The organism is Frigidibacter sp., from assembly GCF_030695035.1.
Classification (GTDB): Bacteria; Pseudomonadota; Alphaproteobacteria; order Rhodobacterales; family Rhodobacteraceae; genus Frigidibacter.
In genome coordinates, this window is record NZ_JAUYTT010000012.1 from 416690 (window position 1) to 431431 (window position 14742).

At 67.8% G+C, this 14742-nt stretch carries 15 protein-coding genes; 11 read left to right on the forward strand and 4 right to left on the reverse strand.

What is annotated here, in order from left to right; translation table 11 throughout:
• Window positions 1–69: 69 nt before the first annotated feature.
• The 3 genes from Q8S30_RS13470 to fliL are packed head-to-tail and all read right to left on the reverse strand — an operon-like array spanning window position 70 to window position 1513.
• Window positions 70–660, reverse strand: coding sequence for a MotE family protein (locus tag Q8S30_RS13470; protein WP_305666521.1), 591 nt, complete (start codon window positions 658–660; stop codon window positions 70–72).
• Complete coding sequence (locus Q8S30_RS13475) at window positions 657–1025, reverse strand: DUF6468 domain-containing protein (protein ID WP_305666522.1); 369 nt, start codon at window positions 1023–1025, stop codon at window positions 657–659. The genes Q8S30_RS13470 and Q8S30_RS13475 overlap by 4 nt, the downstream gene beginning before the upstream one ends.
• An 11-nt stretch (window positions 1026–1036) precedes the next feature.
• A complete protein-coding gene (gene fliL / locus Q8S30_RS13480) occupies window positions 1037–1513 on the reverse strand; it encodes a flagellar basal body-associated protein FliL (RefSeq protein ID WP_305666523.1) in 477 nt (158 codons plus the stop codon).
• 122 nt (window positions 1514–1635) lie between these two features.
• Between fliL and fliF the strand changes: the two genes are divergently transcribed.
• The 7 genes from fliF to Q8S30_RS13515 all read left to right on the forward strand — a co-directional run bounded on the left by fliF (window position 1636) and on the right by Q8S30_RS13515 (window position 8613).
• Window positions 1636–3258, forward strand: a complete 1623-nt coding sequence (gene fliF / locus Q8S30_RS13485; protein ID WP_305666524.1) for a flagellar basal-body MS-ring/collar protein FliF — start codon at window positions 1636–1638, stop codon at window positions 3256–3258.
• A complete protein-coding gene (locus tag Q8S30_RS13490; RefSeq protein WP_305666525.1) occupies window positions 3258–3854 on the forward strand; it encodes a flagellar biosynthesis protein in 597 nt (198 codons plus the stop codon). Before fliF ends, Q8S30_RS13490 begins: the two co-directional genes overlap by 1 nt.
• Window positions 3847–4119, forward strand: coding sequence for a FliM/FliN family flagellar motor C-terminal domain-containing protein (locus Q8S30_RS13495; RefSeq protein WP_305666526.1), 273 nt, complete (start codon window positions 3847–3849; stop codon window positions 4117–4119). Before Q8S30_RS13490 ends, Q8S30_RS13495 begins: the two co-directional genes overlap by 8 nt.
• A 2-nt stretch (window positions 4120–4121) precedes the next feature.
• Window positions 4122–4868, forward strand: coding sequence for a flagellar type III secretion system pore protein FliP (gene fliP / locus Q8S30_RS13500; protein ID WP_305666527.1), 747 nt, complete (start codon window positions 4122–4124; stop codon window positions 4866–4868).
• 105 nt (window positions 4869–4973) lie between these two features.
• The gene (locus Q8S30_RS13505) at window positions 4974–6143 is read left to right on the forward strand and encodes an ABC transporter substrate-binding protein (protein WP_305666528.1); all 1170 of its coding nucleotides are present in this window, start codon (window positions 4974–4976) and stop codon (window positions 6141–6143) included.
• A 47-nt stretch (window positions 6144–6190) separates the two neighbouring features.
• Complete coding sequence (locus Q8S30_RS13510) at window positions 6191–6850, forward strand: hypothetical protein (RefSeq protein ID WP_305666529.1); 660 nt, start codon at window positions 6191–6193, stop codon at window positions 6848–6850.
• Complete coding sequence (locus Q8S30_RS13515; RefSeq protein ID WP_305666530.1) at window positions 6796–8613, forward strand: methyl-accepting chemotaxis protein; 1818 nt, start codon at window positions 6796–6798, stop codon at window positions 8611–8613. The genes Q8S30_RS13510 and Q8S30_RS13515 overlap by 55 nt, the downstream gene beginning before the upstream one ends.
• A 233-nt stretch (window positions 8614–8846) precedes the next feature.
• On the opposite strand, the gene Q8S30_RS13520 is transcribed toward Q8S30_RS13515, so the two are convergent.
• Window positions 8847–9884 (reverse strand): YeiH family protein, encoded by a 1038-nt coding sequence (locus tag Q8S30_RS13520; RefSeq protein WP_305666531.1) that lies wholly within the window; start codon window positions 9882–9884, stop codon window positions 8847–8849.
• Window positions 9885–10280: 396 nt separating this feature from the next.
• Between Q8S30_RS13520 and Q8S30_RS13525 the strand changes: the two genes are divergently transcribed.
• The 4 genes from Q8S30_RS13525 to Q8S30_RS13540 all read left to right on the forward strand — a co-directional run bounded on the left by Q8S30_RS13525 (window position 10281) and on the right by Q8S30_RS13540 (window position 14742).
• Entirely contained in the window at window positions 10281–10856 is a 576-nt protein-coding gene (locus Q8S30_RS13525) for an ANTAR domain-containing response regulator (RefSeq protein ID WP_305666532.1), read from the forward strand.
• Entirely contained in the window at window positions 10856–12019 is a 1164-nt protein-coding gene (locus Q8S30_RS13530; RefSeq protein ID WP_371135517.1) for a CmpA/NrtA family ABC transporter substrate-binding protein, read from the forward strand. Before Q8S30_RS13525 ends, Q8S30_RS13530 begins: the two co-directional genes overlap by 1 nt.
• Before the next feature lie 263 nt (window positions 12020–12282).
• On the forward strand, window positions 12283–13641 hold the full coding sequence (locus Q8S30_RS13535) for a CmpA/NrtA family ABC transporter substrate-binding protein (protein WP_305666534.1): 1359 nt from the start codon (window positions 12283–12285) through the stop codon (window positions 13639–13641).
• Window positions 13642–13665: 24 nt separating this feature from the next.
• Window positions 13666–14742, forward strand: a complete 1077-nt coding sequence (locus Q8S30_RS13540; RefSeq protein WP_305666535.1) for an ABC transporter permease — start codon at window positions 13666–13668, stop codon at window positions 14740–14742.

A 14742-nucleotide genomic window follows, 5' to 3' on the forward strand; every position in this document is an offset into this window, starting at 1 on the left:
AGTCTTTCATGGCGAGTCCCGCGGGTCGGGCCGACCGTGGCAGAGAGGGGTTAACGAAACCTCACGCGGCTACTGGCTTGGCGCGGCAGCATTGCGGCCCGCCAGAAGCACGCTGATCGTGTAGGCGGTCTTCGGCTCCAGCGCCGCCAGAAGCGCGCCGGCAGCATCAGGGCGCATCCTGCCCAGGAATCCGGCGGCGAAGTCTGGGGCCATCTCCTGGAACAGCGGCGCCGCATCCTTGGGCTTCATCGCCTCATACATCGCGGTCAGCCTTGCGACGTCATCCTCGGCCGCGTCATCGGCGAGAGTCAGGGTCGCGGCCAGCCTGTCCTCGGCGGCCACCAGATCGGCGATCTTCTGGTCGATCTGGGCCGAGGCGACAGAGATCGCCTGCGCCCGGTCGTCAAGCTCTGCCTCGCGCGCGACCAGCCGCGCCTCGCGCTCGCGCAGCGCCGCCAGCACGGTGGCAAGATCGGCGGGCGGCGCGCAGCTTTGCGGCTCGGGCACAGCCTCTGCCTCGGCGGTGCGCGCGACGGCGATGGCGCCCTCGCCCAGCCGGATCAACCCCGATCCGGCAAACAGAGCGACGATCACCACCAAGGCGCCCCTGCCCTGCCGCCGCCGCAGCCGGGCAGGGGTTTCGCGCGCAGGCCGGGTCATTCCGCGGCCTCGAGTCGTTCCGGGCGGGCGCGCCGCCGCACCACCCGCGTGCGGCGGGGGTTCTGCTCCGCCATTCCCGGCTCGGGAAGGTCATGCATCGCGGCCAGCAACAGCTCCAGCCGTTCGGCCACCTGCTCGGCGCGGCGGGTCCGCCCCTCCAGCGCCTCGGCCGACGAGGTTGCGGCCCCCCGCGCTCGGTCGAGCGCGCGGGTCATGTCATCGACCTGCGCCGACAGCACCGCGATGGCCCCGCCCATGCCGCTTTCCAGCCGGGTAAAGGCCGCCAGCCGGCGCGAGAGCACAAGGCAATAGGTCGCAGCCCCCAGCGCGCCGGCGCCCAGCAGGATATCGGCGATAAGCTCCATCCGCGTCCCCCTCAGTTCAGCACGAATTCGGTGACGAGGAAGTCGCGCACCCGCCCCTCACCCGCGACGATCTGCACCCGGCGCAGCATCTGCGCGCGCAACCGGATCAGCGCCGTCGGATCCTCAAGATCGCGCACATCGACCGCCCGCAGATAGCCGTTCAGCACGTCGAGAATCCGCGGCATCAGCAGGGTGACCTCTTTTTCATGGGATTTCGTGACCTCGACCTGCGCAGTGAAGCGCAAGTGCCGGGCGCTGCCGCCCTTCCCAAGCGAGATCACCATCGGGGCAATCGGCACGAAGGCGATGTCGGGCAAGGGCGCGATCTTAGACTCTTCCGTATGCTCTATGCCGGGGCCGAACAGCACGCCGGAATAGACGGCATAGAACCCGCCGCCCCCCAGCAGCATCGCGAGCACCAGCCCGATCAGCAGCGGCAGCTTCGACTTGCGGGCAGGTGGTTGGTCTTCAGCCAGCGGTTCTGACATGGCGGTCCCCGGATCATCCGATGCCGCCCATCTAGCCTGAAGGTCACTAACCGATTGTTAAGTCGCACCAACGCAAGATCCGCCACGACGACAGGGCAGAAGCCCGGCCAAGGAGGTGAGTCTTGCAGCAGCTGGTTGCCCTGTGGCAGTCCCTTGAGACCTCGCGGCGCTTGGTGGTTGCAGGGGCGACGGTGGCGATGTTTGTCGCCGTACTGATGCTGTCGGGGCTGGCCGGGGGGCGGCCCTCGATGGCGCTGCTTTATGCCGGGCTGGAGGGGCGCGGCGCCGCCGAGGTGATCGCCGCGCTCGATGCCCGCGCGGTTCCCTATGAGGTGCGCGGCGATGCCATCTATGTCGCTGCGGCGGAGCGCGATTCGCTGCGCATGGCGCTGGCCGGCGAGGGGCTGCCGGCCACGGGTGGCGCTGGCTACGAACTCCTTGATTCGCTGTCGGGTTTCGGCACCACCGCCCAGATGTTCGATGCCGCCTATTGGCGCGCGAAAGAGGGCGAACTGGCCCGCACCATCGTCGCCTCCCCGCAGATCCGCTCTGCGCGCGTCCATCTGGCGGTGCCGACCGGCCAGCCCTTCCGGCAGGATCGCCGGCCCAGTGCCTCCATCGCCGTCACCACCGGCACCGGGGCCCTGGCCCCTACCCATGCCAAGGCGCTGAAATTCCTCGTCGCCTCGGCCGTTGCCGGGATGACGCCCGAGGATGTGTCGGTGATCGACGCCGACAGCGGCACGGTCATCGCCGGCGATGACGGCACCCCCGCGCAGGGCAGCGAGGACCGCGCCGCCACTATCAAGCGAAATGTCGAGAGATTGCTGGAGGCGCGCGTCGGCTATGGCCGCGCCGTGGTCGAGGTCGCGGTCGAGACGGTCACCGAGCGTGAGGCGATCACCGAGCGGCGCTTTGACCCGCAGGGCCGCGTTGCGATCTCCACCGAGACTGAAGAGCGCAGCAATACCGCCAAGGACAGCAAGGCTGGCGCGGTCACCGTCGCCTCGAACCTGCCCGAGGGCGACGGGGGCGCGGGGGGCGGTTCGCAAAGCTCGGAGAGCGAGACCCGTGAGCGCACCAATTTCGAGGTGTCGGAAACCACCCGCGAGGTGCTGCGCAGCCCCGGCGCGATCCGCAGGTTGAGCGTGGCGGTGCTGGTGGACGGGGTGCAGGTGACGGGTACCGAGGGCGAGACCAGCTGGCAGCCCCGCCCCGACGAGGAGATCGCGCTGCTGCGCGAGCTTGTTGCCTCGGCCGTGGGGCTGGACGAGGAGCGCGGCGATACGCTCACCCTCCGCTCGCTGCCCTTCGAGGCGCCCACGGATGCCGGAACCGAGGCGACGGGCGGGCTCTTCACGATGCCGCCGCTGGATATGATGCAGCTGGCGCAAGTGCTGGTGCTGGCCGTGGTGGCACTGGTGCTCGGCCTGTTCGTGCTACGCCCGATCCTGACCAGCACGCGGGCGCGCCAGCCGGCCGAGCTGCCGCCACCCGCCAGCCTGCCGGCGCTGACCGGCGAGATCGACGAGGGCGAATTTGCGCCCGGGCTGACCATGATGTCCGGCTTTGGCGACATGGGCGGGCTGCCGGCGCTTGGAACCGCATTCCCGATGGCCGAGATCAACACCGGCGATGACGATGATCCCGTCGCCCGTTTGCGCCGCCTCATCGCAGAGCGGCAGGAGGAAACCGCCGAGATCCTGCGCAGCTGGATGGAAACCCCCGATGAGGAGAAGGTCTGATGCCCCGGCGCCTGCAGCTTGAGGAGTTCGATTTCGCCAGCAAGCCGCCCGAGCCCGAACCGGACCCGCTGGCCGCGGAGACGGAGGCCGGCCTTGCGGCCTTCGACCAGGGCTATGCCGCGGGCTGGGACGATGCCGTCGCCGCGCAGGACGCCGAGATCACCAAGCTGCGCGGCGACCTGGGGCGCAACCTTCAGGCGCTGTCCTTCACCTATCACGAGGCGCGGGCGCATGTGCTTGGGGCGCTGGAGCCGCTTTTGTTCGACATGACCGCAAAGGTGCTGCCCGCCATTGCCCGGCAGACCCTGGGGGCCGTCGTCCTCGATGCGCTGCGCCCGATGGCCAAAACCCTGGCCGAGGGCCCGGTCGAGGTGCTGCTCCACCCCGCCAGCCGTGCCACGGTCGAGGCGATGCTGGCCAGCGGCGCCGCCCCGCCCTTCCGGATCACCGAAGAGCCCTCGCTCGGCGAGGGGCAGGTCTATCTGCGCCTTGGCCAGACCGAGCGGCAGGTCGATCTGGATGGTGTCGTAAAGGCCATCGAGGTCGCGATCAGCGCCTTCTTCCAACCCGATACAAAGGACACAGCCGATGGATGATCCCGCCCCCGGCGCCAGCCCCTTCACCCAGATCCCCATCGAGATCACCATCTCGGTCGGCAAGGCGCGGCCGCTGCTGCGCGACCTGCTGCGGCTGAAGCGCGATGCGGTGCTGCCGCTTGATCGCCGGGTCGAGGATCCGGTGGAGCTCTATGTCGGCGACAAGCTTATCGCGCGCGGCGAGTTGACGGAGCTTGACGGCGATCAGGCCGGCCAGCTGGCCGTCCGCCTGACCGAGGTCGCCGACCTGCAGAACGGGCTCTAGCGGTGGGCCAGCGTTTTGCCTATGCGGTGCTTCTGGCGGGCTCGGTCGCGGCGCTTCTGCTGGGCGTCTCCGCTGCCGGCGCGCAGGAACTGACCCTGTCGCTCGGCGAGGAAGGCTCGCTCACCGGCCGCTCGATCCAGCTTCTGGCGCTGATCACTGTGCTCAGCCTCGCGCCCGGCCTCGCGATCATGATCACCTGCTTCCCGTTTCTGGTGACGGTGCTGTCGATCCTGCGGCAAGCCATCGGCCTGCAGCAATCCCCGCCCAACATGCTCATCGTCAGCCTCGCGATGTTCCTGACCTGGTTCATCATGGAGCCGGTCTTCACCGAGGCTTGGGCGGCCGGCGTGCAGCCGGCAATGGACGGCTCCTTGCCGCTGGATCAGGCCTTCACCCTCGCCATCGCGCCGTTCCGCGGCTTCATGGGCAACCGCATCGACGGCGAGACCTTTGCCGCCCTCGCCGCCCTGCGCCCGCCCGCCGGCACCGGCACCGAACCCGCAGCCGCGCCGCTGTCGCTGCTGGTGCCGTCCTTCCTGCTGTCGGAAATTCAGCGCGCCTTCGAGATCGGCTTCCTGATCTACCTGCCCTTCTTGATCATCGACCTCGTCGTCTCGGCGGTACTGATGTCGATGGGCATGATGATGGTGCCCCCCGCCATCGTGTCGATGCCTTTCAAGCTGGCGTTTTTCGTAGTGGCGGATGGCTGGGCGCTGATCTCGGGCGCGCTGGTGCGAAGTTATTTCTGAAGGCCCCACGCAATGCTCCCGCAGGTGCAATCCTCCCTCTCGGCCTCACGGATTCTTAAACCCTCGCAGGCTAGCGTGCCGGCACACCGAACGAGGAGTCTCCTGATGTCTGTCCGCACCGCAGCGCTGTCCCTGCTGGCCCGAACCGCCGCGATCTTGCTGGGATGTCTCGGCGCGCCGCCCGCGATGGCAGATCAGGGCATCACGGCCAGCGAGGTGCGCTTCGCGCAGATCGCGGCGGTCACCGGTCCGACCGCCAGCCTTGGCACGGGAATGCGCGACGGGATCGAGGCTGCCTTTGCCGAAGCCAATCGCAACGGCGGCGTCCACGGGCGGATGCTGCGGCTCGACACGCGGGATGACGGCTACGATCCGGCCCGCTCTGTCCCGGTCCTGCGCGATGTGCTGCGCGAGGATGCCCATATCGCCCTGATCGGCGCGACCGGCACACCGACGATGGCGGCGATGCACCCTTTGACCAGCGCGGCCGGGCTACCGGTGATCGGCCCCTTCACCGGCGCGGCCTTCCTGCGCGACGCGGAACTTGGCAATGTCTTCAACCTGCGGGCTAGCTATGCGGCCGAGGCCGAAGAATGGGCCAAGTTTCTGGTCGATACGCGCGGGATGAAGCGCATCGCCATCCTCTACCAGGATGACAGCTTCGGGCGTGCGGGCCAGTCCGGCCTGATCGCAGCGCTGCAGCGGCGCGGCCTGACCCCGGTGGCAGAAGGCACCTACATGCGCAACACGGTCGCGGTGAAAGCCGCGCTGATCGACATCCGCCGGTCCAAGCCCGAAGCCGTGGCCCTGGTTGCGGTGGCCGGTCCGATCACCGAATTCGTCCTGTCGGCCCAGAGCCTCGAGTTCACGCCCAGCTATATCAGCATCTCGTTCGGCGCAGAGGAGATTGCGGCCGAACTCGGCTCTGACGGGGCAGGAATGGTCATGTCGCAGATCGTCCCCTCTCCCCACGATCCTGCGATGCCGGTGGCTGCGGTGTTCCGCACCGCGCTCGCTGCGCAGGATCCGGCACTGCAGCCCGGTTTCATCAACTTCGAGGGGTATCTGACTGGCCGCCTTGCCATTGCCGCCCTGCAAGCCGCCGGTCCCGCCCTGACCCGCGAGCGCTATCTGGAGGCGCTGCGCGGGTTGCGCGAGGTGGATATCGACGGGCTGACGCTCAATTTCTCGCCGACCGACAATCAGGGGCTCGACAAGGTGTTCCTGACGGAGATCGACCCCGACGGCGCCATCGTGCCGATGGCTGGCGGCTGAAAACCCCTGCCGCAGACCCAACCCAACACAACCAGCAGGACGCAACGATGCACAGCATATTGGGCAAGATCCTTGGCAGTATCGCCACCAAGATCGCGGTGATCGTGGTGACCTTGGCTGGATTGGCCGCAACCGCCGTCGCTGTGGGCTTTGTGGTGTTCAGCTCGGTCGCCAAGGACATGACCTACCTTGCCGAGGAGCAGATCCCGGCCCTGAAGACGCGCACCGAGGTGATCGCCATCGCGTCGAGGCTGAATGACGCGCTGGTGGGTATGCTGCAAGCGCCCGATGCCACCGCGCTGGACCAGGCTGCACAAGGGGCCAATGCCAGCACCGAGGCGCTGACGGCGTTGATGGAAAAGCTGCCCGAGGACACCGTCGCGGCGTTGGAGCCCCATACGGGGGCAATGGGCACCGCGCTCAAGAAGCTGCAGGCGGCCCGCTTGCGGGAATTTGTCAGCAAAGCCGCGATTGAGCGCGTGAAGGCCGAGGTGGAGGCGCTGTTCTATGCCACCGGGATCACCCTCACCGAACAGGCCGACAATGCCTTCTTCGACGCGGCAATCGCCGCCGAGATCGAGGCCGCTGACCGCGCCCAGCCCTCGACCCTGGGGGCAATCGTGCCATCCGGACCCCCCCCGAAACCTCGGATGTGCAGGAGGCGATCTTCTGGATCCGCGCTGCCGATGACCTCAACCTCGCGGTGAAGGGCTTCTACGCCAGTGCCCTTGAAGCCGGTCAGGCGGAGGATGATGCCGAACTCGCCATCGTGCAGGGCCGGCTGGAAAGCGCGGCGGCAACCATCGCACGCCTGTCCCACTCCGGCGACGTGCAGGCGACCTTGCCGGAACTGGGCGAGTTGGAGGCTCTGGCCGGGTTCGTCAACCCGGTGAGCGGCATCGTCAACCAGCGCCGCGAGATGCTGGCCGCCCAAAGCGCCGCGCAAGAACTCGCGGCAGAGGCCACCCGGCGCGTTGGCGAAATCCAAGCCTTTACCGCCCGAGACGCGGACGCAAGGCTGCTGCAGATCGCCGGCGACAGCCGAGAGATCGAGGCAGACGCCGCCCAGGCGACCGTCTGGATGCAGGCCCTGGCCCTTGCCAGCCTCGCCATCCTGGCGCTGGCCGGCGCGATGGTCACCTGGATGATCGTGAAGCCGCTGCTTGCCGTGACGGGGGCAACGGCCCGCTTGTCCGGCGGCGACCTCGCAGCACTTGACGGGATGCGCCGGCATTCCGGGGAAATCGGCCAGATGGTGCGGGCCCTGGCCGTGTTCCGCGATGGCATCATCGAACAGCGCAGGCTGGAGGGCGAAGAGGCCCGCGCGCGCACCGAGCGTGAGGCGCAGGACCGCCAGACCGCCGCAGCGGAACGCCTGCGTGAAACCCAGGAGCGCGAGCGCCGGGCAGAGCAGGAGCGGCTGGACCGGGCCCGCGAGGCCGCCAACGCGGCACAGCGCGACGCGATGCGCGACGCCGTCGAACGCGAGCGCCAGATCAGCGCTGCCGCCCAGGACCGCGTCGTCAACGCCCTGGCAGACGGGCTCCGCCGCCTCGCCGACGGGGACCTGCGGGTGCAGATCGAGCAGCGCTTCGAGGACGGGTATGAACAGCTGCGGGTCGATTTCAACGCGGCCGTCGCCTCGCTGGCCACCGCCATCGGCGATATCCGCGACAGCGCCCTGTCGATCCATGCCGGGTCGGGCAGTATTGCCGCGGCGGCCGAGGACCTCTCGCGCCGCACCGAACAAAGCGCCGCGACGCTGGAACAGTCTGCCGCGGCGCTGACCGAGTTGACGGCCGCGGTCGGATCGGCAGCGCAGGGCGCCGGGCAAGCGGACCAGACCGTGCTGCAGGCCCGCCAGAGCGCCGAGCGCAGCAACGTGGTGGTCAAGGATGCAATTGCCGCGATGGACGAGATCAAGCAATCCTCCAGCCGGATTTCGGGGATCATCACCGTCATCGACGACATCGCCTTCCAGACCAACCTCCTGGCGCTGAACGCCGGGGTCGAGGCGGCCCGCGCCGGTGATGCCGGCCGCGGCTTTGCCGTCGTCGCCTCCGAGGTTCGTGCCCTCTCGCAGCGATCCTCCGAGGCGGCGCGCGAGATCAGCGCGCTCATCGCGGACAGCAGTCGTCATGTCGGTCGCGGTGTCGATCTGGTGAACCAGGTGGGCGCGTCCTTGCACCTCATCGTGGGTTCGATCACCAGCATCTCGGAAAACGTCTCGGCTATTGCCGCCTCGGCCCGCGAGCAATCCACTGGCATCTCCGAGATCAACATCGCGGTCGGCCGTCTGGACCAGAGCACCCAGCAAAATGCCGGCATGGTGGAGGAGACAACCGCCGCCGGCCGCGACCTGACCGGCGAGGCCGAACTCCTGACGCAGATAATCCGCCGCTTCACCATCGAGACCGGGCCGGGCGGGCGCTCTGCGGCCGATCATGGCCGAGACACGCTCGCCGCGTGATCGCGGCGCAGGCTCCCCCTGCGCTTCCGCTGTCCGCCAGTGCGAAAACTGCGCCCAAGGGGGCGCACTCTAACGGCTGTGGGGGGGAGCGGTTCTGCACCCGGTCACCTGACCATCATGCTGACCTTTGACGGTTAACCTTTAACCGTTAACCGTTAACCGTTGACCCTGCAGGCCCTTGATCTGGCCGGTGCCCTTGTGCGGGTCCACACCACGCCTTCGCCCCGGCGCTGTTAGCCCCAGATCAGCCCGACGAAGCTCAATGCCATCGCCAGCAGCACCAGCGTCTCCAGCCCGATCACCGCAAACCCCTGCATCCCGGCCGCGAACATTTCTTTGAGCGAGCTTTTGACCCCAAGCGCCGCAATCGCCGTCAGCAGCATGAAGCGCGAGGCCTCGCTGACCGCCTCCAGCAGCGGCGCCGGCATCGGCAGCAGGTTGCGCAGCAGCATCAGCGCCATGAACAGCACCACGAACCACGGCAGCCCAACGGGGCCGCCAGCCTCGCTGCGATAGGCCTGGCTGACCACGATCAGCACCACCGGCAGCATCGCCACGCGCAGCAGCTTGGTGAAGGTGGCAATGTCGCCTGCCTCCTCGCCGATCGAATAGCCGGCGCCGACCACCTGCGCCACGTCATGCACCGTAGCACCGATCAGCCAGCCGCTTTGCACCTCGGTCAGGCCCAGCGCCGCGAAGAGCACGGGGTAGAGCACCATCGCCAGGGTCGAGAGCGCCGTGACCCCGACCACGGTGAAGATCACGTCCTGCTCAGACAAGTGGCGCCGCGGCAGCACCGCCGCAATCGCCAGCGCGGCCGAAGCGCCGCAGATCGCCACCGACCCGCCGGTCAGCAGCCCAAAGGCGAGCGAGCGGCCGAACAGCCGCGCGATCAGCGTTCCCGCGGCCAATGTCAGCAGCAGCAGCCCGGCCGCCCCCAGCACGGCGACCAGCCCCAGATCGGTGATGTCACCGAAGGTCAGCCGCAGGCCCAGCAGGCCGACGCCCAGTCGCAGCACGGTCTGCGAGCTGAAGGTGATCCCCGGCGCGGCCCTCGGATCGACGGCCAGAAAGTTGAACGCCATCCCCAGCAGCAACGCGAACAGCATCGCCGGGGCGCCGTAATGCTCGGACAAGAAGCTGGCCGCGAAGGCGATGGTGACCGACAGCAGAAGCCCGCCCTTCACCTGCCCGAACCAGCGCCGCATCCCGCTCGCACGCCCGGGACGAGCCGCGCTGCTGGTGGGGTCTTGCGGCCGATCAGCGGGCATCATGAGAGCAAGGCCGGCGTGAGCGAGTCCAAGGCGCGCGGGCTCTGCGCAGCTTGTGCAGCTGTGGAAACATGCATGGCCGGCCCCTTGAACGTGCAGGCCCGGACAGTTGCGCAGCGCAAAAGCGAATACAAATGCAAAATCGGCAAAGGACCTACCCGGCGCAGGGCGGCCGCCGCGCCCCTTGGCACAGCTCCGCCTGAGGCGGAGGATAAAGCCCGCCAACTTGCCCACCCAACCGCCGTCGCACCGCACCAAAAACAGGCGCATCGCCCAAAAAGAAGTCATTCATCTATCCGGCGACCGCCATCCACCCCTGACCCCCAGCACTCCACATGGCCGCTGCGACCAAATTCTGGCGGTGTCCTTCCAGCAGCAGGGACAGCACCGCACCCGATGAAACTCCGCATCGTCATCGTCGAACCAGACCTGGCCCGCGCGCGGCAGGTGATCGAGAGCCTGGCTCCCTTGGGCCATGACATCACGGTCATCGCCGAAAGTGCCGCCCTCGCCCGCCGGGTGCGCGAGATTGCGCCCGACATCGTGCTGATCGACATGGCCGACCCCTCGCGCGATGTGCTGGAGGAGATGGCGCTGGCCTCCGACCCGCTGGAACGTCCGGTGGCCTTCTTCGTGGACCGCACCGACCGTGACATGACCCGGCAAGCCATCGAGGCGGGGGTGTCGGCCTATGTGGTGGCGGGGCTGCAGCCAGAGCGGCTGGCCGGCGTCATGGATGCCGCCATCGCCCGGTTCCAGATGTTCCGCCGGATGCGCACCGAACTCGAAACCACCCGCCGCGCGCTGGAAGAGCGCAAGGTGATCGACCGCGCCAAGGGCATCTTGATGAAGGCGCGGGGGATTTCCGAGGATGATGCCTATGCCCTGCTGCGCAAGACGGCAATGGATCAGGGCCGCAAGGTGGCCGAGGTCGCCTCGGCGCTGGTCACCGCCGCGGGGCTGCTGTCATGATGATCGATCAGCTCCGCGTCGGCTTCGTGCCGCTCCTTGACATGGCGCCGCTGGCCGTGGCGCGCGAGATGGGCTTTGCCGCCGAGGAAGGGATCGCGCTGGACCTCATCCGCGCCTCCTCGTGGTCGATGCTGCGCGACATGCTGGTCTTCGGCCAGGTAGAGGCGGCGCAGATGCTGGCTCCGGTGCCGATTGCGATGGCGATGGGGCTTGGCGGCGCGGCGACGCGGCTGGATATCCTGCAGGTGCTGTCGGTGAATGGCGATGTCATCGGCCTGTCGCAGCGGCTGGCCACCCGGATGCGCGCCGCGGGCTATGGCTTCGACTTTCACGATGCGCGCGCCGCCCGCACGGCGCTGGTCGGCGCTGCCGAGGGCCCGCTGCGCATCGGCATCCCCTTCCCCTTCTCCACCCATGCCGAACTGGTCTCCTACTGGCTGACCGGCGCCGAGCTTGAGTATGAACTGGCCACCATCCCGCCGCCGCAGATGGTCGAGGCGCTGGCGCGGGGCGAGATCGACGCGTTCTGCGTGGGCGAGCCCTGGGGGTCGGTCGCCGTCGATGCCGGCGTCGGCACGCTGGTGCTGCCCAGCCGCGCGATCTGGGCGGTGGCGCCGGAAAAGGTGCTGGCCGTGCGCCATGACTGGTCCGAGGCGAACCCGGCCCTGACCGGGCGGCTGATGCGGGCGGTCTGGCGCGCGGCGCGCTGGCTGCACCAGAGCGGCAATCGCGGCGTGGCGGCGGATATCCTGGCGCGGCCCGACTATGTGAATGCCCCGGTCGAGGTGCTGGAACGGGCGCTGTCGGGCAATATGGTGATCTCGCCCGCCGGCGATCTGCGGCGCGTGCCGGACATGATCCGCTTCTTCGAAGGCGCGGCAAGCTTCCCCTGGCGGTCACAGGCGGCGTGGTTCGCGGCGCAGATGGCGGACCGCTTCAACCTCGACCGCGCCGCCAGCATTGCCGCCGCCTCTTCCATCTGCCGCACCGATCTTTACCGGCGCAACCTGCGCTCTGCCGGCGCCGATCTGCCGGGTGCGTCGGAAAAGCTGGAGGGCAGCCTGCACCACGCGACTGCGGTGGCGTCAGAACAGGGGCAGATGATTCTGTCGCCCGATGCGTTCTTCGACAGTCGCGTATTTGATCTGCTGGCCCCACACTGACGCGAAAGCGCGCTCATTTTTGCAGCACAGCAGAAAAACAGCCCGCCGCCCTGCCCTGCCGTTTGACCTGACCGCCGAGACAACGGTTACTTGTAACAGCGAAGTTGCAATGGCGTGACTTCCAGACAATCCGGTTCCCGATGGTGGGAACACAGGCACAGCCGCCTGACCCGTTCTGCGCAATCCGCAGCGACTGGTCGGCGGCTTTTTTGTTTTTCGCCCCAGCCCATCCCCCGGCGGGGCCCAGCCAGAGGACATGACCCATGATCCGCAAGCTTGCCTTCACGGCCCTTTTCAGCGCCATTGCCTCGCAATCGGCCGCCGATACCCTGCCTGAAATCGAAGACCTGACGCTCGGCTTCATCAAGCTGACCGACATGGCCCCTTTGGCCATCGCCTATGAGAAGGGCTATTTCGAGGATGAGGGCCTCTATGTCACGCTCGAGGCGCAGGCAAACTGGAAGGTCCTGCTCGACGGCGTCATCGACGGCAACCTGCACGGCGCCCATATGCTGGCCGGCCAACCGCTGGCCGCCACCATCGGCTTTGGCACCCAGGCCCATATCGTCACGCCCTTCGTGTTCGACCTGAACGGCAATGCCACCACCGTGTCGAACGAGGTGTGGGCGCTGATGCGCCCCGCGATCCCGTCCGATGCGACCGGCAAGCCCGTCCACCCCATCTCCGCCGAAGCTCTGCGCCCGGCGCTGGACGCCTTTGCCGCGCAGAGCCGCCCGTTCAACCTCGGCATGGTCTTCCCGGTCTCCACCCACAACTTCGAACAGCGCTACTGGCTGGCGGCGGGCGGCATTCATCCCGGCTATTACAGCCCCGACAACTCCGCCGGCCAGATCGGCGGTGAGGTGCTGCTCTCGGTCACCCCGCCCCCGCAGATGCCCGCCACGCTCGAGGCCGGCACTATCTCGGGCTATACCGTGGGTGAGCCGTGGAACCAGCAGGCCGTGGCCATGGGCATCGGCGTTCCGGTCGCGACCGACCTCGACATCTTCCCGATGCGCGCCGAAAAGGTGCTCGGCCTGCGCGCCGACTTCGTGGAAGCGAACCCGAACACGGTCAAGGCCCTGACCCGCGCCCTGATCCGCGCCGGGATGTGGCTGGACGAGAATGACAACGCCAACCGCATGGAAGCGGTGCAGATCATCAGCAGCCCCAACTATGTCGGCGCCGATCCGGTGGTGCTGGCCAATTCGATGACCGGCACCTTCGAATATGAAAAGGGCGATGTCCGCCCGGTGCCCGATTTCAACGTCTTCTTCCGCTATCAGGCGAACTACCCGTTCACCTCCGATGCCGTCTGGTACCTGACCCAGATGCGCCGCTGGGGCCAGATCCCCGAAGCGCAGCCCGATGCCTGGTACACCGAAACCGCACAGAGCGTCTTCCTGTCCGACATCTACCTCGACGCCGCGCAATCGCTGGTCGATGACGGGCTCGCCCCGGCCGAGGCCTTCCCCTTCGGCAGCGACGGCTACCGCACCGAACCCTCCCGCGCCATCGACGCCCTGCCCTTCGATGGCCGCAGCCCCAACGCCTATATCGACAGCCTGCCCATCGGCCTGAAGGGCGATCAGCGCGTCATCGGCAACGAGGTGCAGGGGTAACCCTGCCATCAGGAGAGACATGACATGAGCGCCCTCGACCCCGCCCAATTTGCAGACCGCGCCGCCCGCCGCGCCCGGCTGTTCACCCGGATCAACAAGCTCGACGGCTGGTTTCAGGTCCTCGGCCTGTCCTTCGTCACCCCGCTGCTGCGCGCTTTGGCCGGCGACAACCCGGCCGCGCAGATGAAACATATCTGGCGCCTGCTGGGGGTGCCGCTTCTGGCCATCGCGCTGTTCCTGATGCTGTGGGCAACGCTTGCCCCCCGCGTCGTCACCTCGCTTGGTGCCATCCCCGGCCCGGCGCAGGTGTGGGAGCAGGCACAGGTGCTGCACGCCGACCATGTCGCCGAACGCAGCAAGGCCGCCGAGTTCCAGCTGCGGCAGGATGAGCGTAATGCCGAACTGGTCGCCGCCGGGCAGGCAGACCGGGTGCGCGAACGCTCCTATACCGGCTCGCCCACCTATTACGCGCAGATCTGGACCTCGGTGCAGACGGTGTTCTTCGGCTTCCTGATCGCCACCGCCATCGCCGTGCCGCTGGGGATCCTCGCCGGCCTGTCGCCCACCGCCAATGCCGCGCTGAACCCGCTGATCCAGATCTTCAAGCCGGTCTCGCCGCTGGCCTGGCTGCCGATCGTCACGATGGTGGTCTCGGCCGTCTACGTCACGCAGGACGGCGTCTTCTCCAAGTCCTTCCTGACCTCAGCGATCACCGTCACCCTCTGCTCGCTCTGGCCGACGCTCATCAACACCTCGCTTGGCGTTGCCAGCATCGACCGAGACCTGATCTCGGTCAGCCGGGTGCTGCAATTGAACACCTGGACCAAGATCACCCGGCTGGTGCTGCCCTCGGCGCTGCCGCTGATCTTCACCGGCCTCAGGCTCTCGCTGGGGGTGGGCTGGATGGTGCTGATCGCGGCAGAAATGCTGGCGCAGAACCCAGGGCTTGGCAAATTCATCTGGGACGAGTTCCAGAACGGATCCTCCAGCAGCCTCGCCCGGATCATGGTTGCGGTCTTCACCATCGGGATCATCGGCTTCATCCTCGACCGGCTGATGTTCGCGCTGCAATCGCTCTTCACCTTCTCGAACAACCGGTAA

Excerpts from the sequence above, each read along its gene's own strand:
- Q8S30_RS13535 (WP_305666534.1), top strand. The coding sequence starts at position 12,283 with ATGATCCGCAAGCTTGCCTTCACGGCCCTTTTCAGCGCCATTGCCTCG.
- Q8S30_RS13530 (WP_371135517.1), top strand. The coding sequence starts at position 10,856 with ATGATCGATCAGCTCCGCGTCGGCTTCGTGCCGCTCCTTGACATGGCG.
- Q8S30_RS13510 (WP_305666529.1), top strand. The coding sequence starts at position 6,191 with ATGCACAGCATATTGGGCAAGATCCTTGGCAGTATCGCCACCAAGATC.
- Q8S30_RS13490 (WP_305666525.1), top strand. The coding sequence starts at position 3,258 with ATGCCCCGGCGCCTGCAGCTTGAGGAGTTCGATTTCGCCAGCAAGCCG.
- Q8S30_RS13540 (WP_305666535.1), top strand. The coding sequence starts at position 13,666 with ATGAGCGCCCTCGACCCCGCCCAATTTGCAGACCGCGCCGCCCGCCGC.
- fliL (WP_305666523.1), bottom strand. The coding sequence starts at position 1,513 with ATGTCAGAACCGCTGGCTGAAGACCAACCACCTGCCCGCAAGTCGAAG.
- Q8S30_RS13495 (WP_305666526.1), top strand. The coding sequence starts at position 3,847 with ATGGATGATCCCGCCCCCGGCGCCAGCCCCTTCACCCAGATCCCCATC.
- Q8S30_RS13475 (WP_305666522.1), bottom strand. The coding sequence starts at position 1,025 with ATGGAGCTTATCGCCGATATCCTGCTGGGCGCCGGCGCGCTGGGGGCT.
- Q8S30_RS13505 (WP_305666528.1), top strand. The coding sequence starts at position 4,974 with ATGTCTGTCCGCACCGCAGCGCTGTCCCTGCTGGCCCGAACCGCCGCG.
- Q8S30_RS13470 (WP_305666521.1), bottom strand. The coding sequence starts at position 660 with ATGACCCGGCCTGCGCGCGAAACCCCTGCCCGGCTGCGGCGGCGGCAG.
- Q8S30_RS13525 (WP_305666532.1), top strand. The coding sequence starts at position 10,281 with ATGAAACTCCGCATCGTCATCGTCGAACCAGACCTGGCCCGCGCGCGG.
- Q8S30_RS13520 (WP_305666531.1), bottom strand. The coding sequence starts at position 9,884 with ATGCCCGCTGATCGGCCGCAAGACCCCACCAGCAGCGCGGCTCGTCCC.